The 23,138-nt window shown below is 55.0% G+C and carries 21 protein-coding genes; 5 read left to right on the forward strand and 16 right to left on the reverse strand.

Going from position 1 to position 23,138, the window contains the following annotated elements:
• Positions 1–16 precede the first annotated feature (16 nt).
• Genes AC2FPW_RS18395 through AC2FPW_RS18405 form a run of 3 tightly spaced genes read left to right on the forward strand, consistent with a single transcriptional unit; the run spans position 17 to position 2,303 of the window.
• Positions 17–679 carry a Tim44/TimA family putative adaptor protein gene (locus tag AC2FPW_RS18395; protein ID WP_480482550.1) on the forward strand — a complete coding sequence of 221 codons (663 nt, stop codon included), beginning with the start codon at positions 17–19 and terminating at the stop codon, positions 677–679.
• Positions 676–1,716, forward strand: coding sequence for a murein transglycosylase A (gene mltA, locus AC2FPW_RS18400; RefSeq protein ID WP_496814875.1), 1,041 nt, complete (start codon positions 676–678; stop codon positions 1,714–1,716). Before AC2FPW_RS18395 ends, mltA begins: the two co-directional genes overlap by 4 nt.
• Positions 1,716–2,303, forward strand: a complete 588-nt coding sequence (locus tag AC2FPW_RS18405; RefSeq protein ID WP_480773029.1) for a Smr/MutS family protein — start codon at positions 1,716–1,718, stop codon at positions 2,301–2,303. The genes mltA and AC2FPW_RS18405 overlap by 1 nt, the downstream gene beginning before the upstream one ends.
• On the opposite strand, the gene AC2FPW_RS18410 is transcribed toward AC2FPW_RS18405, so the two are convergent.
• From AC2FPW_RS18410 to hslU, 12 genes are all read right to left on the reverse strand, one after another.
• A complete protein-coding gene (locus AC2FPW_RS18410) occupies positions 2,287–3,519 on the reverse strand; it encodes an MFS transporter (protein WP_496814876.1) in 1,233 nt (410 codons plus the stop codon). The two genes, AC2FPW_RS18405 and AC2FPW_RS18410, sit on opposite strands and share 17 nt — an antisense overlap.
• A complete protein-coding gene (locus AC2FPW_RS18415; RefSeq protein ID WP_496814877.1) occupies positions 3,516–4,616 on the reverse strand; it encodes an alpha/beta hydrolase in 1,101 nt (366 codons plus the stop codon). The genes AC2FPW_RS18410 and AC2FPW_RS18415 overlap by 4 nt, the downstream gene beginning before the upstream one ends.
• A 154-nt stretch (positions 4,617–4,770) precedes the next feature.
• A complete protein-coding gene (locus AC2FPW_RS18420) occupies positions 4,771–6,465 on the reverse strand; it encodes a Na/Pi cotransporter family protein (RefSeq protein ID WP_496814878.1) in 1,695 nt (564 codons plus the stop codon).
• A gap of 4 nt (positions 6,466–6,469) precedes the next feature.
• Complete coding sequence (locus AC2FPW_RS18425; RefSeq protein WP_496814879.1) at positions 6,470–7,267, reverse strand: inositol monophosphatase family protein; 798 nt, start codon at positions 7,265–7,267, stop codon at positions 6,470–6,472.
• Positions 7,268–7,807: 540 nt separating this feature from the next.
• Positions 7,808–8,806: a class I SAM-dependent methyltransferase gene (locus AC2FPW_RS18430; RefSeq protein ID WP_496814880.1), complete on the reverse strand. Its 999-nt coding sequence runs from the start codon at positions 8,804–8,806 to the stop codon at positions 7,808–7,810.
• Positions 8,807–8,840: 34 nt separating this feature from the next.
• Positions 8,841–10,856 (reverse strand): FkbM family methyltransferase, encoded by a 2,016-nt coding sequence (locus AC2FPW_RS18435; protein ID WP_496814881.1) that lies wholly within the window; start codon positions 10,854–10,856, stop codon positions 8,841–8,843.
• A 384-nt stretch (positions 10,857–11,240) separates the two neighbouring features.
• Entirely contained in the window at positions 11,241–12,134 is an 894-nt protein-coding gene (locus tag AC2FPW_RS18440) for an NAD-dependent epimerase/dehydratase family protein (protein ID WP_496814882.1), read from the reverse strand.
• Positions 12,134–13,171 (reverse strand): GDP-mannose 4,6-dehydratase, encoded by a 1,038-nt coding sequence (gene gmd, locus AC2FPW_RS18445; protein WP_496814883.1) that lies wholly within the window; start codon positions 13,169–13,171, stop codon positions 12,134–12,136. Before gmd ends, AC2FPW_RS18440 begins: the two co-directional genes overlap by 1 nt.
• A 243-nt stretch (positions 13,172–13,414) precedes the next feature.
• Entirely contained in the window at positions 13,415–14,887 is a 1,473-nt protein-coding gene (locus AC2FPW_RS18450; RefSeq protein ID WP_496814884.1) for a glycosyltransferase family 4 protein, read from the reverse strand.
• A gap of 342 nt (positions 14,888–15,229) precedes the next feature.
• On the reverse strand, positions 15,230–16,510 hold the full coding sequence (locus AC2FPW_RS18455) for a glycosyltransferase family 4 protein (protein ID WP_496814885.1): 1,281 nt from the start codon (positions 16,508–16,510) through the stop codon (positions 15,230–15,232).
• 53 nt (positions 16,511–16,563) lie between these two features.
• On the reverse strand, positions 16,564–17,982 hold the full coding sequence (locus AC2FPW_RS18460) for a mannose-1-phosphate guanylyltransferase/mannose-6-phosphate isomerase (protein ID WP_496814886.1): 1,419 nt from the start codon (positions 17,980–17,982) through the stop codon (positions 16,564–16,566).
• Positions 17,983–18,244: 262 nt separating this feature from the next.
• Positions 18,245–19,552 (reverse strand): ATP-dependent protease ATPase subunit HslU, encoded by a 1,308-nt coding sequence (gene hslU / locus AC2FPW_RS18465; RefSeq protein ID WP_496814887.1) that lies wholly within the window; start codon positions 19,550–19,552, stop codon positions 18,245–18,247.
• Positions 19,553–19,743: 191 nt separating this feature from the next.
• Between hslU and AC2FPW_RS18470 the strand changes: the two genes are divergently transcribed.
• Positions 19,744–20,985 carry an MFS transporter gene (locus tag AC2FPW_RS18470; RefSeq protein ID WP_496814888.1) on the forward strand — a complete coding sequence of 414 codons (1,242 nt, stop codon included), beginning with the start codon at positions 19,744–19,746 and terminating at the stop codon, positions 20,983–20,985.
• On the opposite strand, the gene hslV is transcribed toward AC2FPW_RS18470, so the two are convergent.
• On the reverse strand, positions 20,977–21,534 hold the full coding sequence (gene hslV, locus AC2FPW_RS18475) for an ATP-dependent protease subunit HslV (RefSeq protein ID WP_209505253.1): 558 nt from the start codon (positions 21,532–21,534) through the stop codon (positions 20,977–20,979). The genes AC2FPW_RS18470 and hslV overlap by 9 nt on opposite strands.
• A gap of 197 nt (positions 21,535–21,731) precedes the next feature.
• On the opposite strand from hslV, the gene AC2FPW_RS18480 reads away from it, so the two are divergent.
• The gene (locus tag AC2FPW_RS18480) at positions 21,732–21,926 is read left to right on the forward strand and encodes a DUF1127 domain-containing protein (RefSeq protein WP_209505251.1); all 195 of its coding nucleotides are present in this window, start codon (positions 21,732–21,734) and stop codon (positions 21,924–21,926) included.
• A gap of 62 nt (positions 21,927–21,988) precedes the next feature.
• On the opposite strand, the gene AC2FPW_RS18485 is transcribed toward AC2FPW_RS18480, so the two are convergent.
• The 3 genes from AC2FPW_RS18485 to trxA form a co-directional block, all read right to left on the reverse strand.
• Positions 21,989–22,351, reverse strand: a complete 363-nt coding sequence (locus AC2FPW_RS18485) for a Lin0512 family protein (RefSeq protein WP_496814889.1) — start codon at positions 22,349–22,351, stop codon at positions 21,989–21,991.
• On the reverse strand, positions 22,348–22,698 hold the full coding sequence (locus tag AC2FPW_RS18490) for a Lin0512 family protein (RefSeq protein WP_267366143.1): 351 nt from the start codon (positions 22,696–22,698) through the stop codon (positions 22,348–22,350). The genes AC2FPW_RS18485 and AC2FPW_RS18490 overlap by 4 nt, the downstream gene beginning before the upstream one ends.
• A 73-nt stretch (positions 22,699–22,771) precedes the next feature.
• Positions 22,772–23,092 (reverse strand): thioredoxin, encoded by a 321-nt coding sequence (gene trxA, locus AC2FPW_RS18495; protein WP_209505247.1) that lies wholly within the window; start codon positions 23,090–23,092, stop codon positions 22,772–22,774.
• Positions 23,093–23,138: the final 46 nt, after the last annotated feature.

The raw sequence follows: 23,138 nt of genomic DNA on the forward strand, positions 1-23,138 counted from the left end.
TTGAAAAGAGAATGAAATGAGCGACAACCCTATGATCCAGCTCCTGGTCCTGGCCGGAATTGCCATTTTCCTGATCCTGCGCCTCAAAAGCGTATTGGGCACGCGTGAAGGCTTTGAAAAACCGCCTGTGCAGCAACAGCCCGAAGCCCATAAATCGCGCCGCGGTTTCGAGGTGATCGATGGCGGCCCGGATCATGACATTACCGATCATGTCGCCGAAGACAGCGAACAGGCGCAAACTCTGGCTGCGATGAAACGTGTCGAGCCCGGTTTTTCGGTCAGTGAGTTCGTTCAGGGCGCGCGCGGTGCGTATGAGATGATCGTGATGGGGTTTGAAAGGGGCAATCTGGATGAAATCCAGCCTTTCCTGTCGGAAGAAGTGTTTGAGACTTTTGTTTCGGTCGTGGCAGCACGCGAAGATCAGGGTCTGACCATCGAGGCCGAATTCATCGGCGTGCGGGAAACCACCCTGACGGATGTGAAATTCGACAAGGATACGAACCAGGCCGAAATCACGATGAAGTTCGTGGGGGAGCTGACCTCGGTCGTGCGCGATCGCGGAGGCGATATTGTCGAAGGCAACCCGAATACTGTGAAGCGCCAGAAGGACAGCTGGACCTTTGCCCGCGTCATGGGCAAGGACGATCCGAACTGGCTGCTTGTCGCCACGGACGCATGATTGCAACGCTTCGGTCGCTTTTACTGGTGGGTGCAATGACCATCGCCAGCGCTGCCGAAGCCGAGGCAACGCGATACATACTGTCGTTTGACGATCTGCAGGGCTGGGCCGAGGACGACCACGGCGCGGCCCTTTCCGTTTTTCTGAACACGTGCGGTGATCTGGATGATCCGGATTGGCGCGCCTTGTGTGGTGTGGCCAGAACATATGAACCGGATGCCGCCCGCGCCTTTTTCGAGTTATTCTTCCGCCCTGTTCTGGTCGAGGATGACAAAGAGGGCCTGTTTACCGGCTATTTTGAACCCGAGCTTGACGGCGCGCGCACCCGGACAGACCGTTTCAAATACCCGATCTACAAGATGCCGCCCGAAGCCCGTGCCGAAGGACCATGGCTGAGCCGTCGTGACATCCTGACCGGTGATGTGATGCAGGGCCGCGGGCTAGAGATCGCGTGGGTCGACGACCCTGTCGAGCTGTTCTTTCTGCAAATTCAGGGCTCGGGGCGCATTCGATTGTCGGATGGTGGTGCGCTGCGGGTTGGATATGGTGGTGCGAATGGTCACCCCTATCGGTCGATTGGTGTTGAGCTGGTGCGACGCGGGGTTCTGGGTGCGCATGAGGTCAGCGCCCAGATGATCCGTGCCTGGGTGCGCAAAAACCCCGAGGCCGGTGCCGAGTTGCTGTTTCACAACCCGTCATACGTTTTCTTTCGCGAAGTCTCACGCGTTGCCCCTGAATTTGGACCTTTGGGGGCGATGAACCGGTCGATCACAACAATGCGCTCGATTGCGGCAGACCCCGCCTATACACCGTTGGGCGCACCTGTTTGGGTGGAAAAGGACGGTGAAAACCCGTTGCGACGGCTTATGATCGCGCAGGACACGGGCGCGGCCATCAAAGGCGCGCAGCGCGCCGACATCTTTTTCGGAACCGGTGAAGAGGCCGGGCAGGCTGCGGGCAGGCTGAAAGATCCGGGTCGGATGGTTCTGTTGCTGCCTATTCAGCGCGCCTATGCCCTGTTGCCGGATGAATTCTGATGACACGGCGCAAACTGACAACCGACGAGATCGAGCTATGGCGCAAGGTCACCAAACAGGCCGAGCGGCTGCATCCGGACAGTCCGCAGAGTGTCCATCCGACCACCCTGCCGAAGCCCAGACCCAGAAAAACACCAAAACCCCGGTTTGAGGTGTTTGAGCTTGGTCAGAACCTTCAGCCGAAACCAAAGCCAAACGATCTGAAGCCATCGGTGACGGATGCGCTGCGTGCCGCGCCTGTTCAGATGGATATCAAAGCTTTTGGCCGGATGAAACGCGGTAAGCTAAAGCCCGAAGGCAAGCTGGATCTTCACGGTATGCGGGTTGATACGGCCCATCCTGCGTTGATCCGCTTTATTCTGAGCGCACAGGCACAAGGTAAGCGACTGGTTCTGGTGGTAACCGGCAAAGGCAAGGACCGCGACGAACCCGGCCCGATCCCCACCCCGCGCGGCATTCTGCGCAATCAGGTGCCGCACTGGCTGTCCATACCGCCGTTGGCGCAGGCGGTGATGCAGATCACGCCAGCGCATATCAGCCATGGCGGCGACGGCGCTTATTACGTCTATCTCAGGCGAATGCGCTAAAAGTCCGACGGGCGCGGGAAATGCCGGTTCGGACCAGAACGCAAACCAGCACGAAAAACACCCCAACCCAGATGAACTGTGTGTTCAGCGAAATGCCAAGGTCAATCAGAACGCCGGTCAGGCCGGGGCCGATGGCCGATCCCAGAACCATGACAGCCGCGGCCATCGCCTTGATCGCACCGATATGTCGGGTTCCGTAGAATTCGGCCCAGAATGCGCTGGGCAACGTGCTGTTTGCCCCAACGGTCAAAGCCAGGAAAACCAGCCCAAGGGTTGCGCCGCCGATTGAATTGGTTGTGCCCAGAATGACGAACCCAAGTGCGATCGGAAGCTGATAGTAGGGCATGATCCGGGCGGTTCCCCATTTATCCAGCGCCCAGCCCGATGCAAACATGGATAGCAGGGATATTCCGGTAAAGATCGGAAATAGCGCCACCAGCTGGATATGCTGCCACCCCTTCGCATCAGCCAGATAAACCTGATGAAAGAAAAACGCGGTGATAAATGCGGATGGCCCAAGCACTGATGGCACCATGAACCAGAAAAGTGGATGGAACAGAGCGTCCCGGCGGGTCCAGTGTTTTCCCTGCATTCCCGATGCTGAAAACGCGTTGGCGAGGCTTTGTGGAGTTCTCTCTTCTCGTAGCAGCCGCATCAGAACCGGAATACCCAGCGCCGTGATGCCCGCCGCGGCAACCCACAGCCAACGCCAATCCAGATAAACCATGGCGCCAACAAAGATCAGCGGCAGCAACGCCTCGCCAAGCGCATAGCCGGTGGACGCTATGGAAAGCGCTTTGCCCCGCGTAACCGTGAACCAGCGCGCCATTGCGACCACGGCAAGATGCGTGCTCATCCCCTGCCCAAATAACCGCAACAAAAAGATCACCAACGGCAACAGCAGCAGCCAGGTGTTCAGCGCCATTGCAATCGCGGCCAACGCCAGTCCCGCCAGCACAACCGGGCCCAAAACCCGTACGCGGAAGATATCCGTCAACCCTCCGGCCCAGATCATCGCGACGGCGGACAGGGTCGTGCCTAACGTGTACAGCCCACCCCATGCGCCGTGGCTGAGGCCAAATTCCGAGCGGATTTCACCAGCAAAGACCGAGATGAAAAAGGTCTGCCCGAAACTGGACAGAAATGTCAGCAGAACGCCGGCCCCAAGCCAGGTCGCGTTGTCCGCAAGAAATCGGTGCAGGGAAACCCGCGTCACGGATTACTTACCTGGGCCTGGCCGGTTTCAGTCAGCACGATTTCTGTGGCGCCAGCAGGATTGCGCTGGCTTGGCGGCACGAGAATGTCGATCCCGCGCCGGTCATCGCGCCCAAATGTTTCGCTGACCCGGCGCACAGAGCGGAGGATAGTCAATAAGGCCGGAGAAGTAGCAGCCACAAAATGGGAGGATTCCGCATCGCTGTTGAAGGCAGTCGTATCCAGGATTTCAATCGGATAATCTGACAGCTTCTCGGCCGATCCGATATTGCCCAGCCTTTCACCATCGGCGGTTCCCCTCAACCGGCCGGAGACGTTCAGGACCTTGTCTTTCTTGGACACCATCAGGACAAAAGGATCAGGAGGATTCTTGATACTGTTCATCTGCGACCGAAAAACATCCACATCCAGATCGGGCGATATCAGAATAAGGCCTTCCAGATTTCGCTTTGCCCAGCCCGGCTGTTTCAGTTCGGTTTGCCGTATCATCTCCATAGCCAGCGCGCCGCCCATTGAATGCGCCACAAGGGCTACTCGCTTGACTCCCATGGATTTGAGTAGACGAATGGTTTCTTCCAGCCCATCACGGGCAAACAACATACTGTCCAGATCATAGGCATAACCATAGCCTGTCGCGCGGCTGGGCCATGAATAGACAAGGATCTGACCGGGTAAACCGATATCATGCGACAGCTGAGCGGCCCGGAACAATGTCTCTGTCTGAGTGGAGTTATAGCCGTGCACAAAAATCGTGACTTCGTCAGCCCCACTCAGCCTGTCCTTCAGCTGTTGCGGCCCGCTTAGCTGATCTACCTCTGCCAGCACGAACTGTTTTCTAGGGTCAGGGTTTGCATAGGAGAATTTAAGGCTTCCCGGTGAACGCCCCGGTGGTATCGACACGGTGGTTTCCAGAAATTGCAGGCGTTCTGCGCGGCGGAATCCATACGCGCCATCGGGCTCGCGCGCACGCGTCGTGGCCGCAAAAACCGTTTCGGGAGTTCCGATTTCCAATGCAGATGGAAGCGTTTCGGATACAGTCCGGTCAACACATGCCGCCAGCACGACCGGACACAGAAGGAAGATTAAGAAACGCAGCACGGACAGCCCCCGGAAACAAGTGCCGACACGCTATCTTATTCTAATCCCGCGTCCAGCACGGCGACGCGAAAAAGCGGCAGAAACTGGCCCGAGCGGTTACAATCTGTAACAGACCGTATCCGTACGAAACCGATCTCTGCCGGTGCTGTTGGACCTAGACCTCCGTATCCTCGTCCTGTTCCTTGTGCGGCATTTCTTCGATCAGGCGGGTTTCCAGCAATTGCCCGTTCCGATACAGGATCGGATAGGCCACCGCAGCGATGTGGCTGTTGAATTCACGGAACGCGCGCAGGGTTTCCAGGTGGATATCGCTGGTCTCAAAGCTTTCCGTACTGCCGTGCTGTAGGCGTTTGAGGTGGCGTTTGCGGCTGTCGCGCTCGGCCCGTTTGATTTCGGTTTTCTCAAGGCTCAGCAGACGGGCGCTTTCCAGATCGTCCGAGATCAGAACGTTTGAGGCCAGTTTGAGGTTGGCCAGGATGCCTTCGTGCATCTCAACCAGTTCCGACCAGCCCTCTTTTGAAAATGAAGCGCCCTTTTTCCGTATGTCGCCCGCCAGAACAGTCAACCGCTTGGCAACAACGTCGCCCGCAGTTTCCAGACGGATTGCGTATTCCATCAGGTCGCGTGCCACTTTTGCGTTCTGCTTTCCGAATGTCTCCTCGGGAATGGCGGCCACGAATTTTCGAATGCCCGACAGGCAGTCGTTCACATCTTCGTCCATGTCCCTCACGGCGCGTATCTGGTCCTTGTCGCCGCTGCGGTACAATTCCAGTGACGGGCGGAACATCGACTCGACCAGATCGCTCATCCGCAGCAGTTCACGCTTGAGGCTGGACAGCGCCTGGGAGGGGCTGCCGGCGGTGCGCACATCCAGCGCGCTGGCCGGGCGACCTGCCTGGGCCAGCGCGTTCGCAGATTTCGGGTCCGGAAAAAACTGCTCGAACGGCGCACGCAATCGCCCGCAGAACGGCAGTGCCAGCAACAGCAACGAGGCATTGAATGCCAGATGCGCATTGACCAGCATCTGACCGCCCTGCAAATCCCCCAGAACACCAGCACGCAGTGCCGCAGTCGCCGCGAAAAGGGTGACTATCGCCCAGCTGCCGCGCAAGGCCAGGTTGGCAAAGGGTATGCGCCTGGCGGGCATTTCCATCCCCCTGCTCAGCCAAACAGGTATGAAAGCTGAACCGAAATTGGCCCCCAATACCAGCGACAGCCCGGCGGCAAACGGGATTGCGCCGATCTGGACCAGCGTCACACACATCAGGATCGCCGCGACCGAGGAATGCATGACAAAGGCCAGCGCGCCGCCGACCAGAAACGCTGTAATATAGTCGCGCGCCAGATACTCGGCGACGGCAGGCAAAAAAGCACTGTCCCGGATCGGGTCCATGGCTTCGCGCAAAAAGCGCAATGAGATAAGGATGAACGCAATCCCCATCAGGATGCGCCCCAATTGCCGGGGCTTCTTGGCCTCGGTCTTGACAAACAGATACCCACCAACCGCCAGAAGCAACGGTATCAGCCAACCCAGCTGGAACGACAAAACCTGAATGATCAGCGCCGAACCGAGATCAGCGCCCAGCACGATTGCAAGGCCGGTGGGAAAGGTCAGGAACCCCCCAGCAGCAAAACCCGATGTCAAAAGGGCAACCGCTGCCGAGCTTTGCAGAACCACCGCCATTACAATGCCGACCATTGACGCCTGTGCATAATGGCTTTGGCCTGTCATGAGGCGCTGGAACGAAGCCCCATAGCTGCGCTCGATCCCTGTGCGGACCATCCGCACTGCATAAAGCAGCAGCATCGTGGCTCCGGCCAGGCTGATGAGAAAGCTTACTATCGCCATGATCCTACCCGTTCACCAAATCCAGCATTTCCCCGTGCAGTTCGGGTGTTGCCGCTGAAATCACCCGGCCGTCGGAGTTCAGGTCAAGCGGCCGACCCTCCCAATCTGTCATCACCCCACCCGCAGCTTCTACCACAGCCATCACTGGCAGGTAGTCATAGGGCTGAAGGTCATAGTCGATCACAGCATCCACATGGCCCGCCGCCAGCAGGGCATGGGGGTAGCAATCATAGGCGAACCGTCTGGTCTGTCCAGACTGCATCAGCCTGTCGAATAACGCTGGGTGATCGCGATAAATCTTGTCCCCCTCGTTTACAAAAAGAATGGACTGATCCAGCCGCGTTTGGGCCGAAGCCGTGATCTCACGGCCATTCAACGTGGCGCCCCGGCCAACAACGCCGGTAAATACTTCATTTATCGCAGGCATGCCTATCACACCGATATCCGGTTTTCCGTCAACCAGATGCCCCAACAGAAATCCAAACAGCGGATGCCCTGACAGGAATGACCGGGTTCCATCGATCGGGTCGATGATCCAAACCTCGCGACAATCCTGACCCTCGAACCCATGTTCTTCGCCAAAGATGCCGTGATCGGGGAAATGCTGTCCAAGATAGGCGCGAACCTGCGCTTCAACACCCTTGTCGGCCTGTGTCACCGGGCTTTCGTCCGACTTGAACTCAACCCCCAGCGCGCCACGAAAATACCCCCGCGCTGCTTCGCTGGCCAAGTCGGCTATCTTTACCGCATGAGACAGCAGGTCGGTGCTTTCATCGGTCTGTGACGTCTTTGGATTCAGCATTTGTTTCTATCCTGTTTAACGATGATTGCGATCCCGGAGCGGTTACAAATCAGGAACGACCATTTGGCGGTCTCGTCTCGATCTCATCTCAACACATCCCACAACAATCCTACAAATCAACAAATACTCAAACAAAAAAACCCAAATTTCCACGCTTTCACAAAAGTATGTGGATTTTGAAACATGGTTCGATTCTCAGAACATGCAGGCAAAGGCTGGCTACACGCAAACAGGCGCACCCAAAGGCCAGAGGGTTGTGACGAAAACAAGAGTGAGCTCCTGTGGACGTCCCGGCCCCTACACACTTGAAGACAAAGATTTAACTTATCTAGTAAACAAGTTTCCGGGCATCGTGCCGCCTTTAGCAGCATTTCGGAGCTGAGCAAAACCGCGACCGCCGAAAGCCGTGATTCCGAAGACCGACTGCAGACAGTTAAATACACTGAAATCTACCTAATGAATTGTCATGGAATACACTTTTAGGTAACGCGATCCAGCTATCTGAATTAAGGTCAGCGGTTCCAGGGTTGGCTAAGGTCTCTACATTTCGCTTATCCAGTGATCACTGTAAAGCGGGCCCAGGTCTCGGAGGGTCAGCGTCTTGCCCGACGACAGATCGATAACAGGCTTATCCAAAATAAGTTCTGCACGATCGAGCCCGCGAAAAAAGGACATTGCCATATTCTCATCCCGCGAGTCCCGGTGCCGGGATGGCCATGCGCGAAATGTATCAAGTTTTGATGTGATATGTGAGGCGAGGTCATCACGTACAAAAAATGCGTTCACGCCGGCCGAGTTTGTTCCGACAAATTGATACCCTTTCGCAGCGGCCAGCATTTTTAACGCACCCAGAGATGCACCATAATACTGGCCTGAATAATGTGCCGAGAAACGTTCGAAGCCCGGATCGTAAGGGACAGTCAGGTTATGCAAATCACCAAAGATCGCGTTGTATTCAACAATCAGTATCGCCGGAGATACGGTGCTAATCGCATCCAGCACCCAATAGTCGTTGCCGTCAATATCGACACTAAGAATGCCAATTTCGTCCGACAGATCGTGTTCGATCAGCAGAGTGTCAATATTTTCCGCAGTAATAAAGGCTTCAACGGGCGTTATGTCATTGAAGACGTGGATTGGATCTGCCCGAACATACGCAATATTCGCGGCTGACCCATCCATGATCAGACCGCGCCACCCCCTGTGGCGCACCAAAAAGCGCGTATTCGCTTCGGTATAGTTTTCAACTCCAAACTCAACAAAGACGCGTGGTATGCTTGGCAGTTGCGAGACCAACCATTCGATAATGCCATCTTCCCCGAATTGAGAATGGATGCGGAATTCTGCGTCGGCGATACATTCAAGCCTTTCCATCGCCCGAACCTGCCGGGCAGCAACCTGCCCAGTGGCCAGCAGTAACCGTTCCTGGCGCTCCGCAATTTCAGCGAGATGAGCTGCAGTCATCTGCGGGGCCGGCGCAGACAAAGGCAGCGTTTCGGAAGAATGCAAGAAGCGCGATAAGACCCGACGCAGTTTCACGATAGGTTTCCGTAGTTGAATTGTAACAATGGTATCAAGAGCCTGTAAGATTTGGCATCAGCAAAAGATCAGTATGCGGAGAACCGGCCTTGGACTCGCCTTGCCGCAATGCCTCGTACATCTGATCAAGCGCATCAAGAGACAGCTGGTTTAGGCTATTCGGGTTAGATGTGCCAAGATCAATGACCTGGATATCGTCGCGTGATGCGATTGCGTCGCGTAACATTTTGTAACCCCCGGAACGCTCAAGACCATAGGGCCAAAACTCAAGCACAACCGGGCAACGCATTGTGGCCATTCTTTTTGCACAGGCCAGCACGTGACCTTCATGCCCTTGCGTATCGATCCAAATCAAATCGGGCCCGTCTTCCGGCAGCAGGCCATCCTCGACTAAACTGTCAAAGGTCCGAACCGGCACATCCTGAAGGATCCAATTGCCCTCATCATGTAGATTATTCGCGATGTCGCCTGAGACGCGAAGGCGATGGTCTCCGAAATTGGAAGGCGAGAGCTCCATCTGCATCGTGCCGTTTCTGTCCGATACTGCCATTTGGTGGCAGGACACCTTGTGATCTACGTCATGCAGGAAAGTGTTAGCGCGCAAAAGTCGAAAGTTTTGCGGGTCTGGTTCAAAAGCGATAACGCGGTCAAAACCACGCCGTGCCGCATGGATCGAATGGGAGCCGATATTCGCTCCGATATCCACGAAACATGACGTCGCGATTTCATGCCCATTTTGGGCAAGAATCTGCATTACATCATCAATGGCGTGCTCCTGGAACTGGCCAGTCTGACGAAGAGACCCGCCAATCACGGAATCATTTCGGTGGGTTATCCAGTGCCCTCCTTCGGCACCGCGCGACATGACGAGTTCCGAGTTTTGCACGAAGGGTTCGGGTGAAGCCCATTTTGTTGTCGAGATTTCAGCCTCCCCTGAAAGGAAAGTTGCCCCGTTGCCATCGTCTTCTGAGGATTTAGGTGCTGCGTTCAAGCGTTGGCTCGTCGGCCAGTGTAGCGCCAGATATTCCGGGCTTGCCATCCATTGCTGGAATTGGCGCCGAGGAGATCCGTCGTGATTCAATACCCACCTACGAAATATCCCGCGCGGCTTACCGCTCGCGTGGAAGAGCAGCCTCCGCAATGTCCGGACTGGACGCCCGTTCGTTGGGCGGAACAGCTTTTTTTCAAGCGCTCCGCGCTTGGGTTGAACTTGGGTCATTGTGTGCGTTCTTTGCAGTTGCATGATATCATCGCGAAGGCTCGACACTTCCGTGGCGAGAGGTGGAACGTTGCCCAGCGCCCGGTGAATCTCTGATAATGCTCTGTCAAACCGGTAGACACCTTGGATCAGGTCCATCCCAATTCGAAGCGAAAACGCCTCATCCAGAGCACCGATCTCTGGTCCATCAACCTGTGCTACCACTGCATAATCAAGCGAAACATCTGTGAAAAGACTGATCAAATGAGCAGCTGTTTCCTCTCTTGGCTCACTGCCCTGCAAACGAAGAATCACGTTGCGCTCGAACCCGACATGCTCGGTGAGAAAACTGGTTAACCCCGGAGGCAGCGGTCGCAAGTGCGTAGGGTCAAGATGAAAATTGACCAAGCTAACAAGTGGATTTTCCGGATTGGGTGTTTCCAAAATCAAAAGCCCACTAGGGCGCAAAACACGGTGCGCCTCTGTTACCAGTTCGCGAATATCGTCAAAAGGCAGATGCTCGATCAAATGAAATGCGGACACTAGGGCAAGCGTGTTGTCTGGCAGCGCTTTCAACGCCGGCAGCGCCTCCATCTGTTCAACCGCCAGACCTTTTTGGTGAGCGATATCAAGCATCCCCTTGTCGATATCGACGCCACGTGCACTCAGGCCAGCCTCTTCAAGAATTTCCAGCCATTCACCTCGACCGCATCCCAGATCAAGCGCCTGTGCGTCCCCTTTCTGAGCGGCGAGTGGCGACAGGAAGGGCTGGTATACTCGCAAACGCTCCCGAATAAGAGAAGGATCGCCACGAAATCGTGCCTCGAAATCGCGATAGAAGGTGTCAGTCATACTCCGTACTTTCACATTTGCATGGTCTTGTCCGAGATGATCGCGCTTTTCTCGGATATTTACCTGATTGTTAGTACAAGTCAGGACAGAGGTCATCCCGTTTCTGGCTCGGAAATCACGCGTTCCTTCGCGTTACGTATTAGGTCAGAGGATCTCCCAGCTTAGGTGTGATCGGCGAAGGATCAAAACACCCGTAATCTGATATCACTCTGACCCCAAGCCGTTCTGGATCAGAAAATAGACGGCCATAAACGGTGATGTGAATCAGAGATCCAATCACCTTTTCCTGCAGTTCATATACGATCCCGTTGGCGATGGTATCCGGATGCTACGGCCGATTGTTCTGCCAAGAACCTCTGGCGGCGGCAATCGAGATGCTTCAGGTCACTCCTTCAGCATCCATTTCAGCGTCTCTTCCAGAGTGTGACGGATGCCGATCGGGATCAGGTTTTCCAGAAGTGTGGGATCGCCCATCAGAACCTTGATTTCTTGTGCGCGCATAAAGGCAGGATTAGACACCACCTCGATCTCATGGCCGGTTATGGTTCGACACATGTCCAGAATCTCCGCCAGCGCGGTTGCTTTACCGGAGCAGATGTTCACGGTTTCACCTTCGGGTGCGTTTTCCAGAAGCAACCTGTACACTCGCGCAACATCGCGTACATCGGAAAAGTCCCGCGCGACATCCAGGTTTCCCAATTCTATCTGTGGCTGCTTACGCCGGAAATGAGAAACGATCTTGGGAACAAGAAACTTGGGGTCCTGGCCAAGACCGGTATAATTGAATGGTCGGGCAATAACGACAGGAAGACGGTCGTTATACAGCCGGGCCATGTGCTCCATTGCAAGTTTTGAAACCGCGTAATCGTTAACAGGTGCCGGGGGGGTAGATTCCCCTATGGATGGCACGGCGGCGTTACCATAGATATTCGCGCTACTGGCCAGAACGACGGCTTTGCGGCCATGTCCGGTGTTGGAAAGCGCTTCTAGTAAGCACCGCGTCCCCATCAGATTGACTTGATAAAAGCTCTCGGCGGTTCCGTGTGCCACAAATGCGACCCCTGCCAAATGCAGCACCGCGTCCGGAGCGACATGGGTAATAACCTGCTCTAGACCCGATGAATCTGTCAAATCTGCTTCCAGATATTGGGAATCAGGCATGGGGGCCGGATTTGTTCCGATGCCCCAAACGTCCCACCCTGCTTCTGCAAGCTCTATTGCAGCATAGTGTCCGGTAAAGCCATAGCGTCCGGTAATCAGAACTCGGGGTGCCGGCATCAAAAGGACACACCCTTTTCGTTACGTGCAAGATCCGACTCAACCATCATCTGGCAGAGTTCCTCCAAAGATGTTGTCGCCTCCCAACCAAGCTCTTGTTTTGCCTTGCTCGCGTCGCCAATCAGCAAATCCACTTCAGCAGGGCGATAGAATTTGGGGCTAATCCTCACAAGAACACGGTTGCCCTCGGCGTCCACCGCCACTTCTTTCTCACCTTCACCTTCAAAACGCAGCTCGATACCCGCGCTCTTGAAAGCCATGGAGACAAAATCCCGCACTGTCTCGGTGCGACCGGTCGCCAGTACAAATGTATCGGGTTCATCAGCTTGCAGCATACGCCACATGCCATCCACGTAATCCCGGGCAAACCCCCAATCGCGCTTTGCGTCAAGATTGCCCAGCTCAAGGCAATCAAGTTGACCCAGTTTGATTTTGGCAACCGCGTCAGTGATTTTGCGTGTTACGAACTCCAACCCCCGCAAAGGGCTTTCGTGGTTGAACAGAATACCTGAGCTGCCGAATATATCGTAGCTTTCTCGATAATTGATGGTCATCCAATGCGCGTATAGTTTGGCAACACCGTAGGGGCTGCGCGGCCAGAACGGAGTCGTCTCGCGCTGCGGCACTTCCTGAACCTTGCCGAACATTTCGGAAGTGGAAGCCTGGTAGAACCGGATTTTGGGGTTCACTATTCTGATAGCTTCCAGCAAATAAAGTGCGCCAACGCCGGTGATCTGCGCGGTTGTGTGCGGTTGTTCAAACGAGACGCCCACAAAGCTTTGAGCCGCCAAGTTATAGATCTCATCCGGTTCCACCTTCTGAATAAGTCGGATCATTGTCCCCATGTCAGTCAGGTCGAGTTCCGACAGATCCAGATTGGGATGGTTACGAATACCAAGCTCTTCAATGCGCCAGAAATTCGTGGAAACAACCCGGCGGAAGGTCCCCACGACGTTATAACCCTTATTCAGCAACAGCTGAGCGAGATAGGCACCATCCTGTCCTGTGATACCTGTGACGATTGCAGTTTTTGTCACTCTAAATCCCTTTCCGTTTTGTCTCTTGCCTGTCAGAAAATCCTTGCCGACATGAGCAATGCTTTTTTGTCTACTTAGTCGTGCGCGCAAGACCGCTTTAGTATTGGTTTGCTTAAACAGGTCAATTCAAAGTTCCGCATTAGAGTTGAAACCTGAGAACCCAAGCACTGGACCATAAGCGCGGACATTTTGACGAAAGACTGGGCCTGCGCTAAGCCTTAACACACATCAATATGCATCGGTTTAGTTAGGTGCGTACATAGCCCGCCCCATATCCCGAGCCACATCTGACCAACTGCGCAGTGGCGCAGTTTTGATTTTTTCTTCCAGTTCTGAACGGTGGGCAGCGTCATTGAGCCTTAAGACGGCCTCGCCGATGCTTTGGACGCTCATTGCATCACAGTATTCAACAAGATCCATTCCTACTTCGACAAGCGAACTATTCTGGGCGACTACGGCCGTTTTTCCGTAGGCCAACGCCTCGCCCACGGGCAGGCCCCATCCCTCGTAAACACTCGGCATCAGCACGAACTGGCAGTTCTTGTAAAGGACACCAAGCTCCTCATCTGTTGGTCCGTCAACCATGCTCACATAGCCGTATATATCGCCTGTCCCCTCCAATAGGTTATCGAACTCGTCTGTAAGCCAGCCTTTGCGGCCGGCAAACACAAGCTTAGGCAGATCAACATGGCCCTGATCAACAAGGTACTTCCACGCCATCGCGGTGCGCCAGATATTCTTACGCGGTTCGACCGTACCAACACAAAGCGCATAAGGCTCACCAATAATTTTCCGCAGGTGGACACTTAGCTGGCTGGCGTCTTCAAGATGGGGGAAAGCGTCGAACGAAATCCGCGAAGACACGGGCCCTTGTTTCTGGGCATTCTCGTCTTCGAGCCCAATCTTGGACAACCCCGCCTGCGCCAAGGGAACAGCGGTCGCATTTCTCTGGATATCGTGTGCTTGAAAAAAGCGTAAAAGATCCTGCCGGGTCGCTTCAGAGATTGTCATGTAGCGGCTTGTGTATTCCCGGCTGTCCAAAAGCCAGTCATAAAATACGTAAGGCATGCTTCCAGCTGTAAACTGTGGTGCCACGATAGGGATCAGATCGTACACCAGCGAATGTACTTCCATCCCACTCGCTTTCGCCTTTTTGAACGCCTGAGTGTGGCGCGCCAGCCAACTGCTGTCCAGAAGCACAAGATGGTCACCTTCTATTGCCACATCGAACAAAGGTTGCTCGGTTCGGCGAGACCCCGAGGTTTCGACGGGTGCTTTCTTCCGCCGGGCCGCGCGCCACATCTCTGATGACATGTCCTTTTTTCGAAATACGGACTCTCTTCTGAGAAAGCTCATCACATCCAATTTGGTGCGGTGGAAGAAATACTTTGCAGGGCGGTTCCGGTACCCGTCCAACATTGGAAGATTTGAGCGCGCGGATTTCCAAGGATAGAAAATCTGCCGCAGCTTAGCTGGCGACGTAAGGGTTTCTCGACCCATTTCCTCCAGAAGCAAACAGCGCTGAACACCGGAGTTTGCATCGCACCAACAAAGGTAAACAAGCTTTGGATCGCTTAGTTTAGAAAACTCTGAGATCAACTCAACAACAACACGCTGAATGCCCGAGTAGCGATCAACTTTTTTGATATAGTCGATTAGTCCTGAGATATCGAAGAATACTTTTTTGCCATCTTGGTTAAACGTAGGGGCGTTCATAGCTTACTCTCCATGCAGTCTGCCAGATGAAGTGGTCTCATCTTTTTGGATTGTTTCGCAGTAATACCGAAGTGTACTGATTTTAAGGGCTTTTGCGACTAACTCGACTTCATGAGCAAGTAATCGCGCTTATCTGGAAAATTGAGGTTCACACAACAGAAGGGCTGACTCTTGACGGCGAGTGTGGCGTCTGCCTGACAGAATGCCGAGTAATGCTGAGACCTGCGCGCAGCGCCGAGGTCGATTGGACCAAAACCACGTGACATTTTAGAGGGGAATTGCCAGGCATGACAGTCCTTTCGAAGTTTATGGGCTCTATTTCCGGGATGGGTAACGGTCCCGTTAGTCCAGTCTTTGCAATACCGCTCGCACGTCCGCTGCAACGTTCGACCAAGTGCGAAGCTGCGGTTTATGCGCAGCAATGCGTGCGCGAAGGTTCTGAGCGAACTCCGGATCTGTCAGCAGCCTTGTGATATGGTTTGCAAGTTGATCAGGCCGATCTGGATCGAAATAGACACCAAGATCTCCGCACACTTCTTTCAGAACCGCCGCAGTAGAGCAAAGCGCTGGTGTACCGAACCACAAGGCTTCACCGGCGGGTAAACCCCAGCCCTCCATTCGGCTAGGCATGACAAGTGCCAAAGCATTCTTGTACAGGTTTACAAGGTCTGTCTGATTGGGGTTCTCGCGGAAGACCACGTGCTCACGGATCGATGTGCATTCGTCTGATTGCAGATAGGTGCTTGTTTTGTGACGCAACGCCCCTGCCAGAACCAAAGTAGGTACGTCTTTCCCGTCACGCTTCAGAATGCGCAATGCTTCGAATACGACATCCAGGTTCTTGCGGCCCAGCATCGATCCAACTGTCATGATATATGGATTATCCGGAATATCTTGCTCGGATTGCTCGGTTCCCTCGGGGCATTCATGAACCAAGGGGACTGCGTAGACCTCTGGCGCTTCCGGCAGAACACCTTTTTCGGAGAAATCCAGAACTTCCTGTCGCGTAAATTCGGAGTTTGTTAACAGCGCCTTGGCGCGGGAAACCAGCAGTTGGTTATCCCCTATGAAGTTGCGCGGGAAACTTGCCAGCTGGTGTTCAAAATCGTGCATGGGGATCATGTCATGCAGCAATGGAATGATATCGCAAGACACCCCTTTACGATCCAGAGTGCACAGGATTTCAACGATCAACTTGGGCCGCCCACAACTCACCAACGTCTTTCCAGACATGTCGATGGGCGTCATGTCTGGGGCTATCGCCTCCCAGGCTTTGCGGTTTCTGCGCCCGACCAGCGGTCTAACGGCCGCCAGCACCAGATCCCTCATAATTGACTTGGTGTAGTGGTGACTGCGCACGCGCAATTGCCGGATACCGATTGGAACGTTCAGGTCTACGCCACCATCTGCTCGTATGGTGGGGAATACTTCTAGAAGTTCATTATGACCCTGCGAGAAAACGGCGAATCTGACGGACGCGTCCTGTTTTCTAAGCTCAGCGCCAATCTCGGCAACGACCCTAGCGATCCCGTAATAACGCAGCTTACCGGTCGAGGCTAAAAGCACCTCGGTCAGGTCATAGACAACCTGCCGCTTCTTGGCTGCATTGAGATCGTTTTCCATTTCCGTTTTCCTTCGGCCATCCGGTCAGTCTAAAGCGGTTATCCAACCGTGTCCTAGACCCTGGAATAGACGTCCTCATAGCGGATGATGTCATCTTCGCCCAGATAGCTTCCGGTTTGCACTTCGATCAGCACCATTGGAACCTTGCCTGGGTTTTCCATGCGATGCACAGCGCCAAGCGGAATGTATACGGACTGGTTTTCAGTGACCAGCTTGACGTCGTCGTCGACGGTCACCTTCGCGGTTCCCTCAACAACAATCCAATGTTCGGACCGGTGGTGATGGCTTTGTAGCGATAGTGCTGCGCCGGGGTGTACATGAATACGCTTGACCTGAAAACGTCCGCCAACCACCAGGCTTTCAAACCAACCCCACGGGCGGAAATCCTTGGGAAAAATGGTGGCCTGGCTTGCGCCCTTGACTTTGAGCGCCTCGACAGCCTTCTTCACGTCTTGCGCACGGGATTTGTCCGCCACCAAAACCGCGTCGGATGTAGCCACAGCGATTATGTCCTTCAGGCCGATGCCGACCACTTCCAAATTACCCGCCTCAGAACGCAAAAGCGTGTCATTACAGTCTATTGAGGTCGCATTACCTGTGGCCACAACTCCGTTGTCATCCGGTCCTGCCTCACGCCAAACCGAACCCCAGTCACCCAGGTCAGACCAGCCAGCAGAAAATGGAACAACGCTCAGGTTGTCGGCCTTTTCCATCACCGCATAGTCGATCGAGATATCTTCGGCCTGCTTCCAGGCCTCTGGGTCCAGCCGTAGAAAACCCAAATCCGTTTTGGCAGCTTCGCAAGCGGCCCGGACCGGAGCCATCAGTGTCGGGGCGTGGGTTTCAAAAGCGGCGATGACGTCACAGGCCCTGAAAAGGAAAATGCCACCATTCCACAGATGCTTGCCGCCGGCCAGCATCGCAGAGGCGGTTTCAACATCTGGTTTCTCGACAAAGCTGTCGAGTTTGACAGGAGCGGTGCCCTCCGGTGCTCCAGCCAGTTTAAGATAGCCATAGCCGGTCTCGGGCCGATCCGGTGTTATCCCAAAGGTTACCAACTGCCCGGCTTGGGCTGCTGGAACACCTGCAGCCACGGCTGCACGAAAGGCGTCAGCATCAGGTACAACATGGTCGGAGGGCTGAACCAGCAATAGGGCTTCGGGGTCGGACTTTGCCACATGGAGGGCTGCCGCCAGAACCGCCGGCGCGGTGTTGCGCCCCTCAGGTTCAATCAGAATCGTGCCTGGATCAATGCCAGCCGCCTGCAATTGTTCAGTCACGATAAACCGGAAATCAGATCCGGTCACCACTACTGGTGCGTTATAATCCGCCCCCGTCACGCGCCGGGCCGAGGATTGAAACAGGGTCTCTTCCCCGGTGATCGCTGTAAACTGCTTGGGATAGGATTTCCGGGACAGCGGCCAAAGACGGGTGCCAGAACCACCGCAAAGAAGAACAGGAATGATGGACACGATCAGATAACCTTTGCCAATAAATGCAAGTGCCTAGTGTCAACTTAAGGGCGCAATTTCAAGGTTGTTCCACTACCACTGGGTACGTTTTGGCGAAAAAACGCTAAACACCTGCCCCCTGAGACCGCATTGTCCAGGCATTTCGGCCTCAATTTCCCAGTTGAGGTTCGATCGCCACGTGCCTCCAACGTGGCGTGCCTCAGACAAACCGCCACGCTTCCAGTTGGCAAAAGGGAAAAGCGGCAGTATCGGACCCGAGCTGCTACAAAACGTAACGGCTCAAATCTGCTGATTTGGTCAATTCACCTAGATTGTCGTCCACGAATTGTGCGTCGACAGTTATTTCTGTTCCGGCCCTGTCTGGTGCAGTGAATGACAGCTCTTCAAAGACCCGCTCCATGACTGTGTAAAGTCGCCGCGCACCAATGTTTTCAATGCTCTGGTTCACCTCGGCTGCGATCCGTGCCAAGGCGGCAATACCATCTTCGGTAAAGCCAACCGTGACCTCTTCGGTGGCCATGAGGGCTGTATACTGCCGGGTCAGTGCGTTGTCGGTTTCAGTCAGGATGCGCACGAAGTCTTCCTCTGTCAGCGCGCGCAGCTCTACCCGGATGGGCAGACGGCCTTGCAGCTCGGGCAAAAGGTCTGACGGTTTGGCGATATGGAACGCGCCGGATGCGATGAACAGGATGTGGTCGGTTTTCACCGGACCGTGTTTTGTCGAGACGGTTGTACCTTCGATCAGGGGCAGCAGGTCGCGCTGCACCCCTTCGCGACTTACATCACCGCCACGCGCTTCTGTGCGGGCACAGACCTTGTCAATCTCGTCCAGAAAAACGATGCCATTCTGTTCCACCGATTCCAATGCGGTGCGGGTGACCGTCTCATCGTCCAGCAGCTTGTCCGCCTCTTCTCCGATCAGCACGTCATGGCTTTCGGCGACAGTCAGACGTTTCCTGACAGTGCGCCCGGCAAACGCCTTGCCAAAGATATCGCCCAGATTCATCATCCCCATCTGACTGCCAGGTTGTCCTGGGATATCGAACATCGGCATTGGGTTTGAACTGTCCGCGACGTCCAGTTCGATGACCGTTTCATCCAGTTCACCCGCCTTGAGCTTTTTGCGGAACATCTCTCGTGTGCCTTCACGGGCATCCGTACCAGCGATGGCGTCAATCACGCGGTCTTCGGCGGCCTGATAGGCTTTGGCCTTGACGTCTTCGCGCATGAATTCCCGTGTTTGCAGAATGGCGGCATCGGCCAGATCGCGGATGATTTGTTCCACGTCGCGGCCGACATAGCCAACCTCGGTGAACTTCGTGGCTTCGACCTTGATAAAGGGTGCGCGCGCCAGCTTGGCCAGGCGGCGGCTGATCTCAGTCTTGCCGACACCGGTGGGGCCGATCATCAGGATATTCTTTGGATACACCTCTTCGCGAATATCGTCCGGCAACTGCTTGCGGCGCCAGCGGTTGCGCAGGGCAACGGCCACAGCGCGCTTGGCATCCTTTTGCCCGATAATGAATCGATCCAGTTCCGAGACAATCTCGCGCGGGGTCAGGTCGGTCAAAGGGCAATCCTCTCGGTCGTATTTGCGTGATGCGGTCTAGGTAATCATGGCTTTGACGAAAACAAGCAAACCGCGGGTCTTGGCCGCGTTGGTTAACAATGCCTCATGCGGTTTGCAAATCCTTTGCTTGGGGAAAACACGAACCCTCTGTTACGGTTGCGTCAGGGTTACCAGCGTCAGGAGCATGCAGAATGACGAAGATTGCCAAGATTACCCTGTTGTTTGTGGTGTTTGTGGATCTGATTGGGCAAGGTCTGGTCTTTCCCATCATCAATTCGCTGATCATGGAAACAAACTCGGGTTTCCTGCCGGAAAGCACGCCAGTGGGCCGTAGGCATTTTTACTATGGTCTGGTGATCGGATGCTTTTTCCTGTCGTGGTTTCTGGGTGTTGTTTATGTCTCGAAAGTGTCTGACTCGATCGGGCGAAAGAATGCGCTGCTGGTCTGCCTTGGGGGGGCGTTGGCCGGATATGCGCTGACCATTGTGGCGCTTTATCTCAATAACCTGCTTCTGCTGATCGTCGGCCGTTCGATTACCGGGTTCACTGCGGGCAATCAGCCCATCGCGCAGGCAGCGATGATCGATGGCAGCACTGACGCGTCTGACCGGGACCGAAACATGGGCTACATCGTGACAGGTGTCAGCTTTGGCCTTGTCGGCGGGCCGATCATCGGCGCGGTTTTGTCGGATTCGGCGCTGTTTGGCGGCTTTGCCACGCTGAAAACCCCGTTCTATGGCGCGTTCGTGTTGGTTCTGGTGGCGATATTTCTGGTGCTTCTGTTTTTCAAGGACACCCGAACCAGGCGCGAGCCCTTTGTGTTTCGTCCCCGCGATATTACCGACAGTCTGATCGCAGTTGGCGAACACCCGCTGGTTCTGAAAATCTTGCCGGTCTATTCGTTTTTCATGATCGCCAATGTCACATTCTACGTGTTTGTCGACAATTTCCTGACCAGCGCATTCGGGTATGGGGTCATTGGTGGCAGCGTGGCGATGGTTGTCATCGGTGTGGCGCTGGCTTTTTCCAGTACGTTCCTGGTGAAGCCTGCCCAGGAAAGGTTCAGCAAACACGCGATCATTTACACGTCGCTTGTGGTGATGGTCATTTGCGGGTTTGCCTTTGCCTTCAGCCCAAGCGGTGTATTCAGCTATGTCCCCGTGTTCTTCTTCTATTTCCTGTTCGGCATAGCCTATCCAACGCTGTTGGGCCTGTTCTCCTCAAGCGTCAGCGAGGCGGATCAGGGCTGGGCCATGGGCGTGGCCACTGCCGTGTTCTGCCTTGCGGGAGGGATCATGTCACTGATCGGTGGCGGATTGATGAGCATCGATATCCGCGTGCCCTATTACATCGTGATCGTTGCGGCGATCCTGGGGTTGATCGGCATGCACCGTCGATGGAAAGGCAAAGAGATCAAGGCGCTTTTAGCCTGAGATCGTTTCAACCGTCAGGTTGCCATTGGTATAGACGCAGATATCTGCTGCGATGGCCATGGATTGCCGGGCGATGTCTTCTGCGGATTTGTCGCTGTCCATCATGGCACGCGCGGCGGCCAGAGCGAAATTGCCTCCCGACCCGATGGCAGCCACATTGTGTTCGGGCTCCAGTACGTCCCCTGCCCCGGTGATGACAAGAAGATCCCTGCCGTCTGTCACGATCAGCATCGCCTCAAGCTTTTGCAGATACTTGTCGGTGCGCCAGTCCTTGGCGAGTTCAACCGAGGCGCGGGCCAGTTGGCCGGGCGTAGCCTCAAGCTTGGCTTCGAGCCGTTCCAGCAATGTGAAGGCATCCGCTGTCGATCCGGCAAAACCTGCCACGATCTCGAACCCTCCGGGAGACAGGCGGCGCACCTTGCGCGCAGTGCCCTTGATCACGGTTTGACCCAGACTCACCTGCCCGTCGCCGGCAATGACGACATGACCGTCCTTCTTGACGCCAATGATCGTTGTGCCGTGCCAACCGGGAAAGTCGTTATCTGCCATGATCGTCTCCGCTTTTGCTGGCGGTATATATGGGCCGGACCGGTTGTTGGCGCAACCCATTGCCAAACTGCCCAAAAGATATGCAAAAAATGCAATTCGGGGTTACCGGACCAGCAATTGTGAGTCCGGCCAAGCGGTACTAGATGAGGCTCACAACCGACAACGGGTCGGCTGTTTCTTCAATAAGGACTGCGCACATGGCAACTACAGCTAATATTCATGCGCCGCTCGGAGCAGCTACCATCCTGCACGTGGCGGACGTTTTCATCAATGCATTCGACAATGTTGTCGCATGGAATGAAGCCCGTAAAACACGGAACCTTCTGTCGGAACTCAGCGACACGCAGCTGGACGATATCGGTCTGAGCCGCGCGGATATCGCAAAAATCTGATCCAACCGACAGATCGCCAAACCGAACCAGCCGCCCGGATTTCCGAGCGGCTTTTTCGTTGCTCAGCTCTGGACATATTTCCCCGCAAGATCGGGCAAAAAGGCCTCGACCGCGGCAGTTGCAATGACGTGTAGAGTGCCAGTTTCTTCATCGGCGACATCCAGACCACCTTTGACCGCGCGAACCTCGGCCCGACCTCGTGGCAAGTCGGCAGCAACCAACTCGCAATTCACCTGTTCCGGATTCTGAACGCCGATGGTCACGCGCACGCGCATTTCGTTGTGATCGATCCCCAGCTTTGAAAACAACGTGATGGATGAATGATGCAGCGCGTCCTGTACCGCGCGGCGGGCTGCTTTGGTATAATCCTGACCATAAAGGTCATTGCCGGTGCCCATTTCCAGGATGATCCGCTTTTCACTCATTGCGCCGGGTCCATGTCGAAAGAAACGATCAGTGCAGCGTTGGCGATGACCGTGTGGCCGTCGCCATGCGGTTTTTCGATGTCCAGCCCACCCTTTGTGACGGTAATGTTGGGCTGGCCATAAGGGAAAACGGCTTTGAGGGCGTCGGTATCCACTTGATCCGGCTGCTGCACGCCGATCTCGGCATCGATGATCATCGCCTCTTTCGGGAAACCAAACAGCTCGGCCATATTGACCGAGTTGTGCCACAGCGCGTCTCTGATTGCCCGCAGCGACGCCTCGGTATAGTCCATCCGGCGCAGGGATGTGCCCATCCCGAATTCTACAAGAACGCGCGTTTTCGCCATTGGTTTCCCCGCCGATTCAACAAAAAAGGCGCCCCGATCTGAGACGCCTTTCGAACAATCTGTTATCGCCAGATCAGATGGATTCGTCGATCCAGCTTTGCAGCGCGGCTTTGGGGGCAGCGCCTGCGCGATTCGATACAACCTGACCGTCCTTGAAGATGAACAGCGCCGGGATGCCGCGCACGCCCATGGCGGCGGCAGAGTTCGGGTTGTTGTCCACGTCCACCTTGGCGATCTTGACCTTGCCGCCATATTCAGCGGCCAGCTCTTCCAGTGCCGGACCAATCTGCTTACAGGGTCCGCACCATTCGGCCCAGAAATCCACTACAACTGGAACGTCCGAGTTCTTGACTTCGGCGTCAAAGGTTTCGTCGGTGACGGCTACGGTCGACATATTATGTCTCCTGAATGAAATGCGCTTGGGCTGTGAAGGTAGGGGC

This window comes from Ruegeria sp. SATB027 (assembly GCF_059613825.1).

What these genes read in the sequence shown, in the direction of transcription:
- AC2FPW_RS18395 (WP_480482550.1), top strand. Translation starts at nt 17, where the DNA reads ATGAGCGACAACCCTATGATCCAGCTCCTGGTCCTGGCCGGAATTGCC.
- mltA (WP_496814875.1), top strand. Translation starts at nt 676, where the DNA reads ATGATTGCAACGCTTCGGTCGCTTTTACTGGTGGGTGCAATGACCATC.
- AC2FPW_RS18405 (WP_480773029.1), top strand. Translation starts at nt 1,716, where the DNA reads ATGACACGGCGCAAACTGACAACCGACGAGATCGAGCTATGGCGCAAG.
- AC2FPW_RS18420 (WP_496814878.1), bottom strand. Translation starts at nt 6,465, where the DNA reads ATGGCGATAGTAAGCTTTCTCATCAGCCTGGCCGGAGCCACGATGCTG.
- AC2FPW_RS18425 (WP_496814879.1), bottom strand. Translation starts at nt 7,267, where the DNA reads ATGCTGAATCCAAAGACGTCACAGACCGATGAAAGCACCGACCTGCTG.
- AC2FPW_RS18435 (WP_496814881.1), bottom strand. Translation starts at nt 10,856, where the DNA reads ATGACTGACACCTTCTATCGCGATTTCGAGGCACGATTTCGTGGCGAT.
- AC2FPW_RS18440 (WP_496814882.1), bottom strand. Translation starts at nt 12,134, where the DNA reads ATGCCGGCACCCCGAGTTCTGATTACCGGACGCTATGGCTTTACCGGA.
- AC2FPW_RS18450 (WP_496814884.1), bottom strand. Translation starts at nt 14,887, where the DNA reads ATGAACGCCCCTACGTTTAACCAAGATGGCAAAAAAGTATTCTTCGAT.
- AC2FPW_RS18455 (WP_496814885.1), bottom strand. Translation starts at nt 16,510, where the DNA reads ATGGAAAACGATCTCAATGCAGCCAAGAAGCGGCAGGTTGTCTATGAC.
- AC2FPW_RS18470 (WP_496814888.1), top strand. Translation starts at nt 19,744, where the DNA reads ATGACGAAGATTGCCAAGATTACCCTGTTGTTTGTGGTGTTTGTGGAT.
- hslV (WP_209505253.1), bottom strand. Translation starts at nt 21,534, where the DNA reads ATGGCAGATAACGACTTTCCCGGTTGGCACGGCACAACGATCATTGGC.
- AC2FPW_RS18480 (WP_209505251.1), top strand. Translation starts at nt 21,732, where the DNA reads ATGGCAACTACAGCTAATATTCATGCGCCGCTCGGAGCAGCTACCATC.
- AC2FPW_RS18485 (WP_496814889.1), bottom strand. Translation starts at nt 22,351, where the DNA reads ATGAGTGAAAAGCGGATCATCCTGGAAATGGGCACCGGCAATGACCTT.
- AC2FPW_RS18490 (WP_267366143.1), bottom strand. Translation starts at nt 22,698, where the DNA reads ATGGCGAAAACGCGCGTTCTTGTAGAATTCGGGATGGGCACATCCCTG.
- trxA (WP_209505247.1), bottom strand. Translation starts at nt 23,092, where the DNA reads ATGTCGACCGTAGCCGTCACCGACGAAACCTTTGACGCCGAAGTCAAG.